The sequence below is a fragment of the Kitasatospora sp. NPDC092948 genome (assembly GCF_044754805.1).
In the GTDB taxonomy this organism is placed as follows: domain Bacteria; phylum Actinomycetota; class Actinomycetes; order Streptomycetales; family Streptomycetaceae; genus Kitasatospora.
This window is the reverse complement of record NZ_JBIVPU010000025.1, coordinates 25,165-44,624: the sequence shown is the minus strand read 5'-3', so window position 1 is coordinate 44,624 and position 19,460 is coordinate 25,165. Positions and strand designations below refer to the sequence as shown.

At 69.8% G+C, this 19,460-nt stretch carries 5 protein-coding genes; all 5 read right to left on the bottom strand.

The genetic code is table 11. The features are described from left to right. Positions 1-362: 362 nt before the first annotated feature. The 5 genes from ACIQF6_RS35570 to ACIQF6_RS35550 all read right to left on the bottom strand — a co-directional run bounded on the left by ACIQF6_RS35570 (position 363) and on the right by ACIQF6_RS35550 (position 19,288). Entirely contained in the window at positions 363-2,681 is a 2,319-nt protein-coding gene (locus tag ACIQF6_RS35570) for a UvrD-helicase domain-containing protein (protein WP_400902947.1), read from the bottom strand. Beyond that, on the bottom strand, positions 2,678-9,421 hold the full coding sequence (locus tag ACIQF6_RS35565) for a DEAD/DEAH box helicase (RefSeq protein WP_400902944.1): 6,744 nt from the start codon (positions 9,419-9,421) through the stop codon (positions 2,678-2,680). The genes ACIQF6_RS35570 and ACIQF6_RS35565 overlap by 4 nt, the downstream gene beginning before the upstream one ends. Continuing rightward, on the bottom strand, positions 9,418-14,850 hold the full coding sequence (locus ACIQF6_RS35560) for a hypothetical protein (protein ID WP_400902941.1): 5,433 nt from the start codon (positions 14,848-14,850) through the stop codon (positions 9,418-9,420). The genes ACIQF6_RS35565 and ACIQF6_RS35560 overlap by 4 nt, the downstream gene beginning before the upstream one ends. Beyond that, a complete protein-coding gene (locus ACIQF6_RS35555; RefSeq protein ID WP_400902939.1) occupies positions 14,847-17,990 on the bottom strand; it encodes a DEAD/DEAH box helicase in 3,144 nt (1,047 codons plus the stop codon). Before ACIQF6_RS35555 ends, ACIQF6_RS35560 begins: the two co-directional genes overlap by 4 nt. Positions 17,991-18,097: 107 nt before the next feature. Beyond that, complete coding sequence (locus tag ACIQF6_RS35550) at positions 18,098-19,288, bottom strand: protein kinase (protein WP_400902936.1); 1,191 nt, start codon at positions 19,286-19,288, stop codon at positions 18,098-18,100. Between the last annotated feature and the right edge of the window lie 172 nt (positions 19,289-19,460).

Below are 19,460 nucleotides of genomic sequence, written 5' to 3'. Positions count from 1 at the left end.
CAACCGCACCCCGCGCACCGACGACCCCACCGAGGACTGGCCCGTGCGGCCAGGCGACCACCATGCGACCACCACCTGACCCGACAACAGAAAGAGCCGGCACCTGGTTTCCCAAGTACCGGCTCTCACAACCGACTTCACAGTCGGGACGACAGGATTTGAACCTGCGCCCCCTTGACTCCCAGTCGCCCGGCGATAGCCATCGCTGCACGTCAGACGGTAGACAGCCCGCGCTGTCCGTTCACCGAAAGGCGCCACGGGGGTGGCGGTGAACGACGCGTGGTCCCCGACCAGTCCCCGACTCGCCGCCTTCCAAGCTCACCTTCCATGGGCAGGCCGGGGGTCCTCACTCTTCCTGGTGCTCATTGGATTTGCAGGAACGGGCTGGGGGCACCGTGCCATGAGATCGACAGTGTGTCGCGAGCACGGGTAGCGGCGACGAAGAGCAGATTGCGGCTCTGCTTGAGTTCGCGCTCGTAGCGCTTGGGGTCGGTGTGGAGGTACTTCTCGATCAGGGCGGTGCGGGGCAGGATGCCGTCGCTTGCGCCGATGATGGCGAGCTTCTGGTACTCCAGGCCCTTGAAGCGGTGCATGGTGCCGATGTGTACCTCACCACCGCCCTGGGGGCCGTCCTTGGTGAGGGTCGCGGTGGTGATGCCGTGCTTGATCGCGAGGTCGGAGGCGACGCGGCCGGCCATGTCGCCGTCCGCGACGCAGACGGCCATGGTGCCGTGGGGATTGCGGACGGTACCGTCCTCGGCGGGTCGGGTGATCTCCTGACGCCAGAGCTTCAGCCTGGCGGCGAGCTTGGTGATCTCGTCGTCCCAGTCCGTGCAGGCGATGAACTCCGGTGCCGGGCCACGGAGCAGGGAGTGGTAGCCGTTGAGGTTGTCGGTGCCGTCGTCGAGGTCGTCGTAGGTCGCGTCGCCGACGACCTTGGCGGCCTGGTTGAGGATCTCCTGCGTGGTGCGGTAGCTGAGGGTCAGTTTGGAGGAGCTACCGCGGATGTTGATCCCGACGGTGGAGAGGGTGACCTGGCGGTCGTAGATCCGCTGGTGGGTGTCGCCGGCGATGAACAGGTCGTTCGAGCCGGGGGCCGCCATCGCGCGCAGCATCTTCCAGTGGGCGGCCCCGAGGTCCTGTGCCTCGTCGACGACGATGTGCTGGTAGCGGTGGCGCAGGTAGCGGATGGCGGAGCTGTTGTCGTCGAGGTGTTTCAGGTCGCCGCCGCCGATCGCGGCCTTCTGCTCGGCGCGGTCCTTGATCTTGCGTGCGCGCTCCATCTCGTAGCGCGCGGCACGCTCCGCGGACTGCGCCCAGGTCTCACGCTTCATGCCGTTCAGGCGCAGCGTGAACTGTTCCAGCACCTGCCAGACGCTTGCGCGTTCGGGGCGGGTGAGGGAACGGCCCATGCCGGCTCGCCGGGCTTTGAAGTAGTCCTGGCGGGTGGCGAGCGACTGGCCGAGGATCACCTGCTCCCACTCGTCGAAGAGGAAGTCGGCGTCCCAGCGCCGCTCCGCGTCGTATTCGAACAGGACTTCGCCGAGGACGTCCTTCGCCTGGGCGTCGCCAATGAGTGAACGCTGTGCGCCGGCGGCGCTGTTCTCGTTGAGGACGCCCTGGGCCAGGAGGTCGATGTGCTTGATGTCCACCCGGGCGAGCAGGTCGGGGGTGACCAGGGAGCTGAGCCGGGAGCGCAGGTCGGCGGTGAGGTTCTTGGTGTAAGTGGTGAGCAGGATCGGCTTGTCCCGGCCGGGTGGGAGCTGGGCGGCGAGCCTGGCGGTGCGGTGCAGGGCCACGATGGTCTTGCCGGTTCCGGGACCACCGCTAACCCGGGCCGAACCCTTGTGGTTCCGCTCGACGATCTTGCGCTGGGTGGGGTGGAGATAGACCTTCCAAGCCCGGAAGTCGCCCTCGGCGAGCACGTCGCGCAGGTCGTCGTCAACGGTGGTGACTGCGGTGCGGGTGAGGGCGGCGCCCATGTCGTCCTCGAAGCCGGGTTCGAGGACGGTGGCGGCGGGCCCGGTGATCTCCTCCTCCACCTCCTCGACGCTCATGCCGGCGCCCAGACCGGTGAGTACTTCGGCGGTGAGGCGCGGTGCGCCCGCGACGAGTTGGTCGAGTTCATCATCGGTGGTGACCTGGAGGGCCACCTCGATCAATGCTTCCGCGACGCCGAGGCGGCGGAGGTCGTCAGCGGTGCAGGCAGCGAGGAGCGGCGGCGCGGAGGGTTCGACGGCAGGCGCGGCAGCGGAAGCGGCGGTGGCAGGTTCGTCCGGGTGGACCGCCTCGGCCGGATCGGGCGTGAGCTGGATACCGGCCCGCTTGAGCACGCTCTGGCCGACGACGCCTAGGTCGACGAACTCGATCTCTCCGGTGACCCGGTTGATGGCGACGCTGAGTTCTTCGTAGACGTGCTTGCGGTGCCGGACCGCGACGACGAGCCATTGCTCGACGCCGTCCGGGCCCACACCGGCGGGGGCGAGGAGCGCCCGGTACGAGGGGTCGATCCTGGCCCGGAAGATGCGGCGGTCGCCCTTGAGTGGTTTGAGGTCGAGCTTGGGATGCCCCGGATCGTTCCGGAACAGGTGGCAGAAGTCGTAGAACTTCGTCTTGACCGACGAGTCCATCTTGTAGAGCTCGTTCTCGGCCTTCTGGTACAGGCTCAGGCGTGCAGTCATCGTGCGGCACTCGGTTCGTGGGAGTCGGAGGCGGAGTCGGGCCGGTCGGTGTGATCGGGGAGAGCGACGCGCAGGTCATCGACGAGGCCGAGCCATTCGTCGGCCGCACGGACGGTGAAGCCCGCGTCGCGGTACGCCTGCCAGGTCTTGCGGCTTTCCTCGTCCTCGCTGTCGTACGGATCGGCCATCACGGCGATCCGCACACCGGGGTCGGTCCAGACGAGGTCGGCGAGCCAGCCGCGCTCGCCCAGCTCGAAGCCGTGGACGGGGGCCCTCTTGCCATGGTCCGCCAGGGCGTGGGCGAGGCGGGCCAGCGGGGCATCGGGGTCGTCCTCGTCCAGGTAGCCGAGGATCTCGCGGTCCCACAGCAGGTCCCGCACGGCGGCCTCCAACGGGGTGTCGTCGTCGCGCAGCCCGACCACGGCAGGCTGAGCGACAGCCCGCTCGCCCTCGCCGTACTGGACAACCAGGGATTCGAGTTCGCCGATCCCGCCGAATGCCTTGAGTGTGCCGGGGTCGAACCCACCCGCGGTGGCCGTGGTGAGCTGGATGCCATCGCCGCCGTTGTGGGCGAGGAACTGCAGGAGGTTGGACCACTGGAGCCAGGCGCGCCACCGGGCCTTGTGCTCGGGGGTGCCGAGCTGATCGGTCTCCGCATCGTCGAGACACACCAGCGCCGTCCAACCGCCGGTGGCACCGTCGACCAGGAACGCGACGGGCAGCCCGGACTGATCGCAGCTCTGGAACAGGTTGAGCGTCCCATTTCCCGTCACGGCGGCCGGGTCGATGCCGTCGGTGCGGCCCCAGGCTTCGAGCAACGCCGCGAGCGTTCGACGCGTCTGCTCCGCGGAGCCACCGGCGACGAGCGACACCGGATCGTGGCGGAGCAGTCCGCCGACCACAGCCGCGGCCCGCCGCCCCCACGCTGCGTCGTCTGGGCTGCGCAAGTACGCGAGGACCTGGCTCATCGGGTCGAGAAAGGCGGTGGAGTCCAGGTCCTCCGCACCGTGCTCGGTCAGCAGCTGCCTCGCCAGCCCCCGGGCGGTGTGCGAGTAGGGCGGCCACACCGACTCGGCCACCTCGCGGTCTCCCGAACTGACACCCATCTGCTTTTCGAACGCGACCAGGTCGTCCCAGGTGAGCTGGAAGACCGCCCGCCCCTTCGCCCGCAGCCGGTTGCGCTTGTCCGCATCCCCGGCGAGCCGGTTGTGACGTCGTGAGGCGTGGAAACGGCGGCCGTCGAGGTACACGGTCACCTTCCGCTTGGGGCCCTCAGTGCGTTCGAAGGTGAAATCGGTGCGGGTGAAGCCCTCGCCGCGCTGCGCGGTGAGGCGCCAGCCATGGACGGCGGTCGAGTCCTTGAGCCGGAGGTAGCCGCTGTTGTCGCCGCTCTCGTCGAGCGAGGCGTCACTGTCCTGCTGCTCGACCCACGCCCGAAGCACGGTGAGGAAACGTGCCTCCAGGTCGGATTCGACCTGTCCGTCCAGGCCGATCTGGTCGGTGTTGCCGATGTCCTCCGTGGCCCAGGCGTCGGTGCCCCGGCCGAGGAGGTCGTCGAGGATGTCCAGCGCCGCCTGCCGGGACACCGCGTCGATGTGCCGTTCGTCGGCGTAGCGGTACAGGCAGCGGTGGCAGGCGGACCGGTTCTCCTGGACGCACGGGCAGTCGAGGAGGAGGGTCCGGGCGTCCTCCAGGACCTGGCGGAAGGCGTCCTTGCCGGTGAGCCGGTCGAGGTAGCCGGTGCCGTGCGGGAGCCGGTCGTACAGGACGAGGAAGTGCCGAGTCTCCTCGGTGTCGCGGTCGGGCATGGTGGCCAGGCAGGAGTCCAGGTGCTGCGGGTCGCCGCCGAAGGCGCGGTCGACGCCGAGCCGCAGCGCGGCCTGGAAGGAGTGCACCTTCTCGTCGACCAGCACGGTCGCCGCGGGCAGCAGGATACGCAGCGCCTCGGTCTCCAACTCGTGTGCGAGCAGCACCTGTTCCTGCGCCACGGCCCGGGCGCCGCGCCGGAGCGGGCACCAGGGCGCGTGGTGCTTGAGGGCGCGCTGGCGGTTGGCGGAGATGTCGACGGCGTCGCGGTCGTCGTCGAACACCGGCTGCCCGTCCGCGCTGGCCGCGCCGCACGCGGTGCAGACCTGGAACGGCGAGATCCGAACCGGCTGCCCGGCGAGCTGGTCGCTCTCCTGGGCGCCGACCCTCAGCGGTCCGACGTTGACCCGGCGGATCATGGCTCGCCGGGTGTAGTCGACGCCGAACGTCTTCTTGGTGTGCCGCCAGGAGGTCCTGGGCACGAAGTGGCGGGGATCGATGTCGACCAGGTCGACGACGGTGTAGAACCGCCGGTCGCGATCGTCGCTCTCGTCGCCGATGCGGGCGTCCTCGCGCTTGGCGCGGGCGGTGACGGTGGTCGGCTGGACGATCTGCCACAAGCTGCCGGAGTCGGCGATGCCGGTGTCCGCGCAGCGCGGGCAGGGCGAGATGTCCTGCTGGGCGTCTTCCGTGCGCACGTGGCCGCAGGAGGGGCAGAACCGCCAGTGCCGCCAGTCCTGGTCCTGGCCGGTGACGATGTCGATGCCGGTGACGCGGTGCTTGTAGCCCTCCGCGTAGAAGGTGTTGCCGGGGGCGAGTTCAGCAATGGCGAAGGACCGCGGCCGGTCGTAGCTGTACGTCTTCGACCGGAACTGCTCCGGCCCGGTGCCGGTCTTCCCCTCCGGCCAGTAGAGCGTGGCGGCCAGGGTGGTGGTCGAGTCGATCAGCGCGTAGTTCGGGAGCAGCCCGAGGTCGCACAGGACGCTCTGCGCCGGTTGGCGCATCCTGGCCCCGCCCTTCTTCAACAGGGCGCGTACCTCGGCTTCCAACTCGGCCTTGGTGCGGGCCTGTTCCTCGTCGCCGTCCTTCAACTCGTCGATGGCCGAGCGGATGGTGCGGATCCGGTCGCGCAGCTTCTGGCTGGTGCGCGCCCAATTGCGCTCGGCGCGCTCGGTGGCGCTGCGCAGGCCGCGTACCGCGTACGTGGTCAGTTGGGCGCGCGCGTTCTCGTTCACGCCGGTCGGGAAGAGGGCGAGGAAGTCGCGGACCAGTTCCTCGCCGTGGGCGAGGGCGGCCTCGGCGAAGTCCTCGAGGTAGCCGGAGGGGCCGAACAGCTCGTCCACCCGGCGCGGAAGGGCGGCCAGCGGCCGGCCGTCCTCACGCAGCAGTCGGCCGCGGGCCGCGAGGTCGAGCAGGTGGGCGGTGTACTGGCGGCGCAGGATCTCGACGGCCGACAGGTACGAGCCGGGCGGCACGATCTGACCGTCGATCATGTCGCGCGGCCGGTCCAGGAAGTACAGGTCGCGGCGCTTGCGGTCCGGGATGGTGAGCAGGAACGCGTTGCCGGTGCGGCGGCCGGCCCGGCCCGCCTGCTGGGTGTAGTTGGCGGGACGGCGCGGCAGGGCGCCGAGGACGACGGCCGACAGGTCGCCGATGTCGATGCCCATCTCCAGCGTCGGGGTGCAGGACAGCACGTTGGGGTCGTTGAAGCCCTTGCCCTCGCGGAACGCCTTCTCAACGCTCTCGCGCTTGCCCCGCGACATCAGCCCGGTGTGCTCCGCGGTGATCACCTGGAACGTGTCGGCGCCGCGGTACAGACCCCGGTAGTAGTCCTCGCGGTAGTCGCGGTCGCGGTCGTGCCGGTCGACGGTCTCCTGCCAGCGGTCGCCGGCCACCAGCCGCCCGGAGGAGCAGCGGTACGCGGGGCACGGCTGGTCGTGGTACTGGGCGAGCAGCGTCGGGTGCACGGTCTGCTCCCAGAAGCACCTGGGGCAGCGCACGTACGCGCGGTTGACCTGCTCGTCGGAGAGCAACTGGAGCCGCACGGCCCCCGGTTGAAGCCCGTAGATCCGGGCCGCCGAGTCGCCGGGCGTGCGGACGGCGAGCAGCCCGGCATCGGCGAGCCGGGGCAGCAGGCGCAGCCAGAACTCGTCGGCCTGCTCGCGGGTCAGGCCCAGGCAGCGCTGCGCCCAGGTCTCGTACCAGGACAGGCGGCCGGCGGCGACGTCGAACTCGCTGTTGGACTTCGGCTTGGCGAGAAGGAACACCGGGGCCGAGACACCCTTGGGGAAGGCCTTCATGCCGGGCTCGCGGCCGCCCCAGACGAAGAACCGACTGGTACCCGCCTCGTCGAGGTACTTCGCCAGCCAGCGGTGGCCGACCGCGCCGCGGGTGCGCAGCCGGTCCAGGAAGCCCCGCAGGAAGGCGAGGTAGCTGGCGTCGTCGTGGGCGGTCGGAGCAAGGCCCCGGTCGGCGCTCTCCTCGTGGGCGGCGCGGACCAGTGCGATCGCGGCCAGCTCATCGGGGATGTCGGCGAACGCAGCGGCGGTGCGGGTGAGTTCGAGGGTGCGGCCGTTGCGGGAGCGGTGGCCGAACTCCATTACGGCCTCGAACGCGAACCGCTCGCCGATCAGGTCCCAGGTCCGCCTGTCGCCGCCGCGACCCGCGCCCGACAGCAACCGGGCCACGCCGGTGTCGTCGTGCAGGTCGGGCGGGACGACGGCAGCCAGGGTCACCGGGTCGGTGGTCGCCTCGACAACGTCGGCCACCATGTCGTTGAGCGCGATCGGCCTGTACTCACTCAGGTGCTTGGCGAACAGGACGCGCAGCGAGAACGTGTACGAGCGGGAGGCGACGAAGCCGGCCCGGTGCGCGGCGTCCTGCACCGAGTCGTTGAACATCAGCGTCTTCGTCTCGCGTTGCTTCTTGTCCAGCTCGCCGCCGGTGAACAGCTGGGTGACGGAGGCGGCGGCCAGCGCGGCAGCGCCGGTGCCGAGGAAGCGGATCGCGTTGTGGGTGCCGCAGGCCGGGCACCAGTCGTCCTTCGCGGCGCGCTCGGCCCGCTCGCCCAGCTGGACGAGGACGAACGCCGTGTCCGCACCCCGGGGTTGGGGCACGCCCTCGGTGGTGTAGTCCGCGGCCGGATCGGGCAGGCGCAGACGCCGGTCGGGGCCGTCCAGCACCATCAGCACGCCGGCGCCGCCAGTGGTCAACGACCGCTGCGCGGCCCGGTCCATGGCGGCGCGTCCGCTGCCCTCCATCGCCTCCTTGTCGGTGGCCGCGATCAACGCGCGGACCTTCGCCTTGTCGGCGGTCACCGACGCACGCCGAATCTTGTGCGACTCGAAGCTCAGCTCCTCGTCGTCCGACTCGGGCGCCAGCACCGACCAGCCGGAGCGGCCGCACTCACGGCAGTACACCGCCGGCAGGAACAGCCGGGTCTCGTCGCGTGCCACGGTGGTGTCCGGCGTCGTCCGCGGCTGGGCCTGCGCCCCGGCCGCGTCCCATACGAACGACGCCTGCGGCCACGGCTGCACGCCACGCAGCATCCGCGTCACCGACCGCGCCCACTGGTGCACCTCCACCTGCACCAGCGGACGGCTGACTCCGACGGGCGCGTCCGGATCGCGGGCGACGGACAGCAGAGCGACGAACCGAGCCAACGCGAGAGCAGCCACCTCCGGACGGGTGGTGACCGCCTCGTCCCAACCGGCGGCTCCCTCGCGCCGTATGACGTCCAGGATCTCGTCGTAGCTGCGCACAGCGCCGTCGAACGCCGACAGCACGGCGTAGGTGAGCCGGTGCCGCTTGAGCGCCGTACCCAGCTCCCGGGCACCGTGCAGGTCGGCCGTGTCGATCCGGCGTCCGATGACGGCCTCGACGAGCGAGGCGAACGCGGCCGGTCCGGAGGCGGGGTCGGGGAGGGTGGTCAGCTCCTCGGGCGTGGGCACCCGGCCGGGCAGGAACTTCGGGTTCGGGACGGTCTCGTCGAGCATGAACTCGTCGACCGTGAGCCGGTCCTCGCCGACGATAGCGTCCTCGGTGAACTCGGTGCCGAAGACGTGGGCGGCGACGTCGAGGAGTTGGCGAACCCCGTCGGAGCCGCTCCCGGACGCGAGGGTGGCGGAGGTGGCGACCGGCGTGATCGTGCCCAGCGGCCGGCCGTCCAGCGTGGCCCCCACCGCGGCGGCGAGACGGCGCAGCAGCATCGCCACGTCGGTGCCCTGCGCACCGTCGTAGGTGTGGAACTCGTCCACCACCACGTAGCGGATGTCGCTGCCCTCCCACAACGGCGCATCGGCGGAACGCTGCAGCAGCAGGTCGAGCATCTTGTAGTTGGTGATCAGAATGTCCGGCGGGGACAACTGCATGTCCTGCCGGCGGGTGTAGACGTGGTCGTAGTGCGTCGCCGTCTTCTCGCCGATGTAAAGACCGGCCCGGACGCCCGTGAGCGCGTCCCGGTGATCGGTCAACAGCTCGTTGATGCGCCCCGCCTGGTCGGTGGCGAGGGCGTTCATCGGGTACAGGAAGACCGCCTTGACGCCGGCGTTCCCAGCGGCCCGCTCGCGGGCGCAGTGGTCGAGCACCGGGTAGAGGAAGGACTCCGTCTTGCCGGAACCGGTCCCGGTGGTGACCAGGGTGGGGAGCGGGGTGTGGCCGTTCTTCGTGCTGAGCCGGGCGAAGGCACGGGCCTGATGCGCGTACGGGGACCAGCCGTCGGCACGTCGCCAGTCCAGGTGCTGCTGCCAGCCGTCCTGCGCTCGCGTGAACGGTGTGCGCAGGCGCAGGTACGGGCCGCGGAACATGCCCGTGGTCTCGTCGCCGAGGAAGGTGTGCAGGGCCTTGCGGGCACCCTCGTCGGCGAGGCCGTAGGTGGTGGAGAGGTACTGGAGCAGGCTCTCCTTGAGTCCCTGTGCTTCGAGAGTGGGCCTCACGGCTTCGGGACCTCCATCGTCGTCGGATCCCACAGGCCCTTGGCCACGGCGTCGCTCAGACGCTCGGTGAACTGGGCGTGGGCCTCACGCATCTCGCGCTCGCGGTCGGCCTTGTAGAAGGGTGCGGCGTAACCGTCGGGGACGGGGTTCGCCTCGGGGTTCTCCTGGTAGGCCTCGAACTGCTGCCAGTGTTCCTTGGTCTGATCGAAGCCGTAGGTGTAGCGGTCACCGGCGATCTTGCGTTCGTTGGCGTCGAACCAGGTCACCCGGTCGAAGTCCTGCATGATCGGGAATCGGGCCCGGTACATGGCGACAAGGGTGTCCGCGTCGATGCCGAGCCAGACCGCGACGAGCGCGTCGATCTCAACCAGCGCGGCACGGCGCGCATACTCGGTGCGCAGCGGGGTGTCCCGCTGCCAGGAGGGGGTCACGGTGTGCAGCTCGGTCCTCATGCCGGGCCACTGGATCGCCCAGGGCTCGTAGCCGGGCCACTTGGGGTCGTAGAGCTCTTGCCAGAGGTCGGTATAGGCGGTGGTCAGGCAATTCAGGCGGAGAGTGCGGATGAGGAGGGTGGGGGCGAGGGGGTGATCGGGTTGTGCCTGCGGCAGACGCCTGGCCTGGGCAACGTCCAGGTGTCCCACACCCGCAGTACGGAGAAGGTAGTCCACCGGCAGCGCAGCCATGAACCCAGCGGCAAGGACGGTCAGCCGAGATGTGACAAAACACGCGGAACGCACCGCATGAATATGAGTCGTTCCCGGCGGGATCAGAGCCCCGTACAGAGCACGCTCGGTGTCAGGTGCGACCCTTTCGCGCCATGCCAGGCGGTACCACCGACTGTGCGGTACACCGGCCTTGTCCCGCAGAAACTCCTCGATCTCCGCCTCTGCGACCACTTCGGGCTCCACCTTCCGCTTCCGTGCAACCGCCAGCCGCGCCGCCAGCCGCTCCTTCTCCGAAGCGAGCAACTCCTCATAGCGGTCCCAGTCGGTCCAGTGGTCCTGCTCTCCCAGGAACACCCCAACCGGGGCCACCCGCAGGTACTCCGACTCCGGCACCGCGTTGTCCACGAGGGCCTGCGGGTCCAGACCGCGGGTCTCACCGCCGCCCTGACTGGGCTGCTTGAACATCGGGTTGGCGACCCCGAGCTGCGGGCCCTTGAGGATAACGTCCTCCCAGGACGCCGCGTGGTAGTCCTCCTGGTCGTCAATGCCAGTGTTGTAGTCGATGAGCCGCACGTTCTTGCCTGGGCCGAACTTCGCCTTCTTGGCACCACTTTCGTCGTACCCCCGAGTGATCTCCGGCTCCAGGGCACCGAGCCGCAACGGGTACCGGCCCAGTGCGTCGATCGCCGGGTCCTCGGCGGTACTCACCGGCGTGAGCAGGCGGGCGTGCTCCAACGGCCCCGAGTCCCCGGCGAGGCGCTGCCAGCGTCGCAGGGTGTCCGGGGTGACGCGGATGACTCGCTTGGGGTGCGGGCGTTCATCCCAGTCGCCCCGGTACTTCACACCGGGGTCTTCGTCGTCCTTGTCGACAACGGCGGCGGCCGACATCCGCAGGGTGTCGACCGTGAACAGCCAGGACAGCGAGTCGAAGGCGATCTCCCCCGCGCTCCCGTAAATGTGGACGCCGAAGTGGCTCGACCGACCCACTGGCGGCGGGAAGAACCGGTTGCCCGCGTTGACGAAGTCGCCGTGCACCCGCAGCCGCGCGTAGGCGGCTGCCCGCAGCTTGGCCTCCTTGTCGCCGGCGAAATGCGTATCCGGATGCACCATTCCGGCCGTGCCGCCGACGCTCGCGTGGTCCCACACCTCGCACATGAACGCGCGGTACAGATCAGGCTGGCTCCCCGAGATCAGCGGGTACACAGGCGCAGAGGCCAGGTAGGACGCCGTCGTCACCGTGCTTGTGGCCTCGCGCAGCAGGTACTCCTGCACCTCCCGCTGTCCGAGCTCGTCCTCCCGCCGAAGGGCCTTCTCCTCGGCCTTCGGCTTGTCCGTCAGCATGAACCAGGGCTCGAACTCCGCGAGGACGGCGTCTTCTTTCCACTCCGGCCGCACCCACGGCGGGTTGCCGACCTGGAGGTCGAACCCTCCGCCCGGCCCCGCGAAGACCCCGGCATACTCCAACTCCCAGTGCAGGAAGCCCTGTTCCGCCGCGATGTCGCGAACGGTCCGCATCCACGGGTAGCGCATTTCGACGGCTCGGCGGGCATCGTCCATGCCCATCTCGGCCTCGACCAGCTTCTCCAGGTCCTTCAGCTTGGTCAGCGAGTCGACGGACGCAGCGAAAGTACCCTCCGGCACCGCGCCGGTGCCGACCATGGACTCCAGGAACGCGAGCCAGTCGTCCAGACCGGCGAGTGGAATGACGCCACGGCGGCGCACCGGCCCGCTCGTCACCTTCCGGCCGGACGGCACGGCCTTCTTGATCACCCTTCGCTCGACGAGCTCGCCCTCGTCCTCTCCCTCGCCGAAGGCCAACTGGTCTCCCGGCATGGCGAACAGCAGCCCATGCTCCACCACCACAGGCTTGGCCTCGACAGCCGGCGTGACGTCCCCGACGACCCGCGCCACCCCGGACGCCAGCAGCGTGTCCAGCGCGACGACCGGCGCGGAGGCGTACTCGGGGTCCGAGCCGTCCAGCAGGCCGACCTTGTCCAGCGGCCAGAACCAGAGCGCGCACCAGGCGTCCATGACCTGCTTGAGCCGCCAGTAGGGCGAGCCCTCCGCCTCGAACAGGTCCTTGAACACCTGCTCCTTGGTCAGCGGCAGCGCACCGCCCGCCTTCTCCTTGTCCCGGCGCAGGAAGGCGTACTCCTCAGCGTCCTCCGGCCGGTCCGCACCCCAGACGTCTATCGTCCGGGCGATCTCTCGCTCGCTGAGTTCCAACCGCTTCGCGACCAGTCCCCACAGGTACTCCACCCGCTCCGCGACGGCCTGGAGCCGGGCCAGCTGGCTGCTCTTGCCCCCGGTCGTCTTCGGCTTGGTCCCGACCGCCTTCCGCCACGCCTTCAGTGCGCCGAGCTGTTCACCGGCGAGCTGCTCGACGAGCTTCTTCGCGTCCCCGCCGGCGTCCGCGACGGCGCCCCACCCGGGCGAGGGCAGCAGGAACTGGTGCACCGCGCCCGTCGGCAGCGGCTGCTTGGCGCCGGTCTCCGCCGACCGGAACGACAGCCTGTCCGGCGTGTGCACGGCAGGCGTCCGCTCCTGCTTGAGGTGATCGGCGGCGTACACCCAACGCCTGGCCCCAATCAGCGAGTTGCCGCGCCGCAGGTGCAGGCCGAACCAGGGCGCGCGCATACCGGGGTGCATGGTGTTGAGCCACAGCGACACCTCCGCCAACTCGACGCCTGTCGCGTTGAGGTCGACGCCGTACGCGTTGTGCAGCGCGATGTACGCCTTGACCTTCTGCTTCGCCTCCAGCGCCTGCGAGGTGTCGAGGGTGAGCCCCAGTTCCTTCTGGCGGCGCTTCAAGTACGCCTCGGCAACCTGGTTGATCGCCTCGTTGAGGAACGCGCCGGAGCCGAGGGCCGGCTCGCAGATGGTGTACCGGAGCAGCTCGCTCGCCCGGGCCCTGACGACCTCGCCGTTCTCGTCCCGCTCCTGGTCGAGCCGGTGCTTCAAAGCCAGTTCGACGGTGACCTTGGTCAGCGACTCGGGGGTGTAGTAGGAGGCCGAGGTCTCCCGGTCGCGTCCGGCGAGCCGGTAGACGAAGGTACCGGGGTCATACTTCTTCTGGCCGCGGAGCCCGTGCTGCTCGGCGTCCTGCGCCGAGTAGACGACGTGCGTGTTCGCCGGGTAGTCGTTCAGCCGGTCGGCGGGAACGAGCCAGGAGCCCTTCTCCGGGTCGCCGTGCTGCTGGGCGCCGGGCTTGGCGACCTCGGCCAGCTGGCGTTCTTCGTCGATGATGCCGGTGTACGACATCAGGCCCTCGTAGACGGCGCCGAGTTGATTGATGCCGAGGTTGCGGTAGGAGATGAAGCCGCCCTGTCGGCCCTTTACGCTCGCCTCCTTCATGGTGAGCAGCCGCAGCACCTCGTGCAGGGCGGCGTTGCGCAGCCGGAGGTCGAGCCACTTCGGGCATTCGTCCGTTCCGCCGTCGCCTTCGCTGCGCGGGTCTCGGACGCCCCGGCCGATCAGGGTGATGGCCTTCGGGTCGAAGAGTTCGCTGCGCAGCGGCTCGAAGCGCAGGCCGCGCTGCTCGCTGCGTTCGACAGCGGCCTTGTCGTCGTCGGGCTCGGTGCCGTGCGGGCGGTGGCCGTAGTTGACCTTGTTGAACAGGACGTCGAGCGACGAGTGCAGGTGGAAGCCGTTCTTGCTCTCCTCGTCGACCAGTTTCCGGTCGCGGGAGACGAGTTCGCGCAGCCGGGCGACCGAGTATCCGGCCTCGTAGGTGGAGTCGTCGGCGGGCAGGATGCCCAGCTCGGGGCGGGCCTCGGCGTACAGCAGGAAGAGGATGCGGTAGAGGTAGCGCAGCGATTCGCGGGTCAGCTGCTTGGCGAACAGGCCGTGCCGCTCGGGGTCCTCGATCTCCCGCGGGGTGACCTCGTGCTGCTTGAGGCGGGCCAGCACCTCGTTGGCGATGATCTCGACCGAGCGCTGAAGGCCCTTGCGCAGTTCGGAGTTGACGCCGACGGCGTTGTCGCGGGACGCCTTGAGCAGGTCGTCCATCCGGCGGCCCTTGCCGTCGGGGCGGGGAGCGAGCATGTCGTGCGAGAACAGTGCGGCGAGGAGGGCGAGTTCGCCGGTCTTCCTGGTGTCGTTGCGCAGCAGCGCCGCGTCCACGCTCGCCGCGAGGTAGCGGCCCTCAGACCAGGTGGCTCGGTCGGCGAGGACGATCACACCGCCGCAGAGCAGCAGCACGAAGCGCGGTGACTCGCCGCCGGGCTCGTCCAGTTCGCTCTGGAACAGCCAGCCGGCGAGTTTCTCGCCCGTGCTGATCACGCCCTCGTGGGTTTTGAAGGGGTGCAGCAGGCGGCCCGCATCCTCGGGGTCGAGGGCGTCGTCGAGGTTGTCGGTCCATCCGCAGTCGAGGGCGACGATGCCGTTGCCGTGCCAGGCGACGGGGAGTTCGTACCCGCGGCCGGCGTTGTGCAGCGTCAGCACGGTGTCGGACTTGCGGTAGCCGAGCGCGGTGAGCAGGTCGGTGTGCCAGGAGGTGAGCCGTTCACCCCACAGCTCGTCCCGGTCGTCGTACGCGGCGAGAGCCGGCCGGACCCGGCTCGAGTACTCGCCGTGCAGCCGTAGGACGCTCTCACGCGGGGTGGACTGCGTGTCGTGCTCGTCGGTCTCGCGGTAGGTCCACAGCGTGAACAGGCCCTCGTCGTCCGCGGACTTCTTCTTGAGGGTGTTCTCCAGTTCCTCGCTGAAGTAGTGCGCGGAGAGGTACTCGCCTCGGTTGGCGAAGGAGTCGAAGGTGTAGCTCATCGGGCGGACTCCTCGGCACGGAGGGCAGTGGTTGCGGGCGCGGCGGAGTACAGGGGTTCGAGGACCGCCAGGACCCGGAGCATCGGATCGCCGGAGGTGCGCAGTCGCCGGACCAGCTCGCGGCGGTCGGATGCGGTGCCCTCCACCTTTTCGCGGCGGCGGAGCTGGTTGCCGGCCACGTCCAGCGCGATCTGCTCCCAGACCTGGACGCGTTCCTCGTACGGGGCGAGGTAGCCGTCGATCTGCCGGTCGTACTCGGCGCGGCGGTCCCGCAGGTGGGACTCGGCCGCGTCGACGGCGGCCGGCACCAGGGCCTGCAGACCGTCCTCGTCGAGGATCCGGTCCCGCCCTGGCATGTTCGGTCCGACACCGCAGGCGGCAAGGAAGGCCGAGTCCATCCGCCACACCCGGGGGTCGGTACCCGCGAGGCCGGTGACGGCCATCCACTCGACCACGGTCGGCTTGCCGGCGGCGTTGGAGTACACGCCCTGCACGAGGTAGACGGGGCCGTCCAGCGCGGCCGGCAGCTCGGGGTGGATGCGCGCGGCTCTCGCGGCGTCGGGCCGGTGGGCGAGCACGAACGCCTCGTCGTATTTGAGTGCCGCCAGGACCTTGTCCGTCAGCCAGTCGAGGACCGGGTGGATGTCGGAGACGTAGGAGACGTTCGGCCACTGCGACGCGGTCTGCTCGGTCTTGCCGCGCTTGGCATCGCGGGCGGCTTCCAGGCGCTCTGCCGCGTACTTCCGGTCGAAGGTGATGCTCAGTTTGCCGTCGTACTTGGAGGTGGTGAGGATCTTCTCCTGGTCGAGATAGGAGGCGGGCAGCTCGCGGAACCGGTACTGGAGGTCGTCCGGCGGCGTGAACTCGATCCGACCCCGGTCCGTGACCGGCTTCCACCCCATGGCATCGCGTTCGGACTGCGGGTAGACCAGGTCCATCGCGGCGTGGAAGTACGCCTCGGTGTCGGCGAACAGGTGCGGCACGTCCGCCTTCGCGACCGGTGGGAGGCTCGTACCAACCGGCGCGGCCGACGGGTCGGCGATCCGCGCGTGCACGTTCGCCAGCAGGCCGGCCAGCACGCCGCCCGCCTCGTGTCGGGACTGCTGGATGGAGCGGTCGACCGTGCTGCCCTTGATCAGGTCGCGGGTGAGCCGGTCGTCCTCCTTCTTGGCGTCGTACAGGCCGGTGACGGCCTCGGCACAGCCTTCCCCGGACTCGATCCCGTGGGCCTGCTCCTCGCGGCGCAGCAGCCGGACGCCGACCAGCCGGTCGTCGAGGGTGAGCTGCTCGCCGGTCGCCTCGTCGCGTCGCCAGGGGACGTCGGCGGTCAGGGTGACGGCGCGGAACTCGGGACTGACGGCCTGGCCGTAGCGGTCGATGCGGCCGTTGCGCTGCTCGATCCGGATCAGCGACCAAGGCAGGTCGTAGTGGACGAGGTCGTGGCACTGGTGGTGCAGGTTGACGCCTTCGGACGCGATGTCGCCGGTGAACAGCAGCCGTACCGGCTCGTCGCGGCGGCCGAAGCGGTCGACGATCTCCCGCTGCTGGTCGTCGTTGCTGGTGTCGCCGTGCATGACCTCCACGGCTCCGCCGTACGCCTTCCAGGGGCGGGTGCGCTCGGTCAGGGCGGGCTTCGTCTTGAAGCCCAACCGTTCCGGGACCACCTGTGCGAGCCACTCCAGGGTGGCGGTCCGCTCCGAGAAGACCACGACACGGCGTTCGGAGCGCGGGCCGACGCCGAGATCCTTGAGCGTGGCCACCAGCGCGTCCAGCTTGGCGGAGTCCTTGTCCTCGAACTCGGCCACGAGCGCTTCGAGTTCGCCGAGGGCCCGGAGCTCCGCGGCGAAGTTCTCGCGGTCCTTGGGTGCCGCGGTGGCGCGCCGTGGGTTCTCCAGGTAGGCGCGGCGGTTGGCGAGCGTCTTGCGCAGGGCGACGTGGGAGGAGAGGAACGCCTTGAGGAAGCCGTACGCGACCATCGCATCGGTGCACACCGAGGAGCGGGCGGGATCTCCGGGTGTCCACTCGGCGGCCAGTTTCTCCAGCACGGCCACCTCCTTCGATGTGGCCGGGGCATGGACCGGCCGGGACTCACCGCGTTCCGCCCACGGCTTGTCCTTCAGGCCGTCACGCACCTCGCGGTCGGTCTTGGTGCGGCGGATGTAGAGGTGGCCGAGGTCCTCGACCTTGTAGTTCTTGCTGTCGGCGATCGCTGCCGGGTCGAGCATCCCGATCAGCTCGGCGAAGGACTTGGCGTCGCCGTTGTGCGGGGTCGCCGAGGCCAGGACCAGCGCGTCGGTGCGCTTGGCGAGGAGCTTGGCGAGGGTGTTGTTCCGGGTGCCCGTGTTGACGAGGTTGTGCGACTCGTCGATGACCACCGCGTCCCAGCTGGTGTTCTCCAAGTGGTGCGCGTAGGTAGCCGACTTGAGCGTGTCGACCGAGACAATGACCCGCTTGAAGTGGGCGAACGGGTTGCGGCCGGCGGGGATCTCCTGCTGGATGCGCTGGATTCCGATGGAGTCCAGGCGCACCAGCGGCAGCGAGAACCGGGTCCACAGCTCGCGCTGGAACTGCTCCAGGACGTGCGCGGGTGTGACGACGAGGATGCGCTCGCCGCGGCCCCGCCGGATCAGCTCTGCCAGGGTAATGCCGATTTCCAGGGTCTTGCCGAGACCGACCACGTCGGCGATCAGCAGCCGCGGCTGCGGGTTGCGCATGGACAGGGCCAGCTCGGCCGGACGCAACTGGTGCTCCTGGCGGTCCATCAGGAACGAGTCGGTCAGGGCGAGCCCGCGCTCGGTCTGTGGGAGCGCGGTCTTGCGGATCACTGCCTCCAGGTAGAGGCGGGCCTTGGCGTGCTTCGAGGTCTCGTCCGCGACAAGGCGTGTCTTCGCCGGGTCGAGGACGTCGATCTGGTCGAGGCCGTCATAGAAGACGGCGTCCGTACCGCGGACGAACGCGGACACCCCACTGACCTCGACCATCAGCCCGTCTCGGCTGTCGGCGACCGACTTGACCAACCACTGCTCGTCCCGGATGCGGACCTGCGCGCCGGGGGCGAACGTCGGCTTCGTGCCTGCCGGAAACTCCGGGTCCGCGGCGGTGCCCGCAGCAGGATCGTCGGGCAGTGGCGCCGTGGTCAACGTGGTGCTCCTCGATGAAAGGTGTGCTTGGCCGGTACGACAATGCCGCCGTACCCGGGCCTGCTGTCTACGTGTTCTACCGCAAGCAGTGGAGCCGGTGCATGGCCTCAGGACCCGCGGTGCCCGGACCAGGTCAGCTGCCCGCGCACCGCGTACCGTGTGCGCAGTTCCTCGGCCACGCGCTGGGACGCGGGCGGACGGCCGGGTCTCGCGGCGGCGGGCCGGTCGTCGTCGGGCGAAGGTGCCGGGACGGGCACCCGCTCGCCGGGGATGCCGACCGAAGCGGGGATCGGCTCGCCGGGCCCGATGCCGGCCTCCGGCTGCTCCCTCAGTTGCTTGTCGAGCGCCTCCAGGCGGTCCAGCATCTGGGCGTCCGGTTGCGGAAACGCCTCGGATGCCCCGCTGGTCGACCTGGTGTGCTGGATGAGCGTGTGGCGGGCACGGGCCGGGCTGGTGCCCAGCTCCCGCAGCAGGTCGGCGCAGCACCCGGTCACCTGGCCCAGGGTGGGGCGATCGTCCGGGTCGAAGGCGAGCATCGAACTCACCAGTGGGATCAGCCTCGTGGGCAGCCCGGACAGATCGGGCTGGGCGTTCGGGTTCACCACCTGCACCGCGACGGCCTCCCATCGCGCGCCGTCGTAGGGCGCGTGGCCCGTGGCGGCGTGCAGAAGGACCGTACCCAGCCCGTACACGTCCGCCGCCGCCGTCACCTCGGTCTCGCCGCGGGCCTGCTCGGGCGGCATGCAGCGGACTGTGCCGAGCACCGTACCGGGCTGACTCATCGAACCCTTCGATGCCTCCAGGAAGGCACCGAGACCGAAGTCGATGATCACCGGCCCGAAGTCACCCAGGATGACGTTGGATGCCTTGAGGTCCCGGTGCAGCAGACCTGCCCCGTGCACCGCGGCCAACCCCTCGGCGAGCAGCGCTCCCACACTCGCCACCAGCGGCGCCGGCAGCGGACCCTGGTCCTGCACCACCTCGGTCAGCGGCCGGCCGGGTACGTAGTCCATGGCCAGCCACGGCTGCTCGGCGAGCGGGTCCGCGTCCAGGAATCGGGCCACCCGGCCCGTGCCGGAGATGGTGCGCGCGATCTCCGCCTCCCGCTCGAAGCGGGCACGGGAGTGCGGATCGATCTTGTCGGGCCGGATGACCTTGACCGCGACCGGATCGCCGGCGACGGAATAAGCCAGGTACACCGCCCCCATGCCTCCGGTGCCGAGGCACCGCTCGACGACGTACGGGCCGATCTGCTGCGGCAGGACGGCGCCTATCACCAGCTTCCCTCCGAGTTCCACAGTGCCGACGCGAACGGGATTGACGAGAGCGCCCCGCCCGCCTCAGGAAGCCGCACTGAGCGGTGTGGACACTGACGAATCACCCGCACAGCGTACCGACCAACGCCGGCCTGCACAGAAGGTGACGCCGTTCTGTGACCGGGGGATGAGTCAGAGTGACGAAACCGCAGCC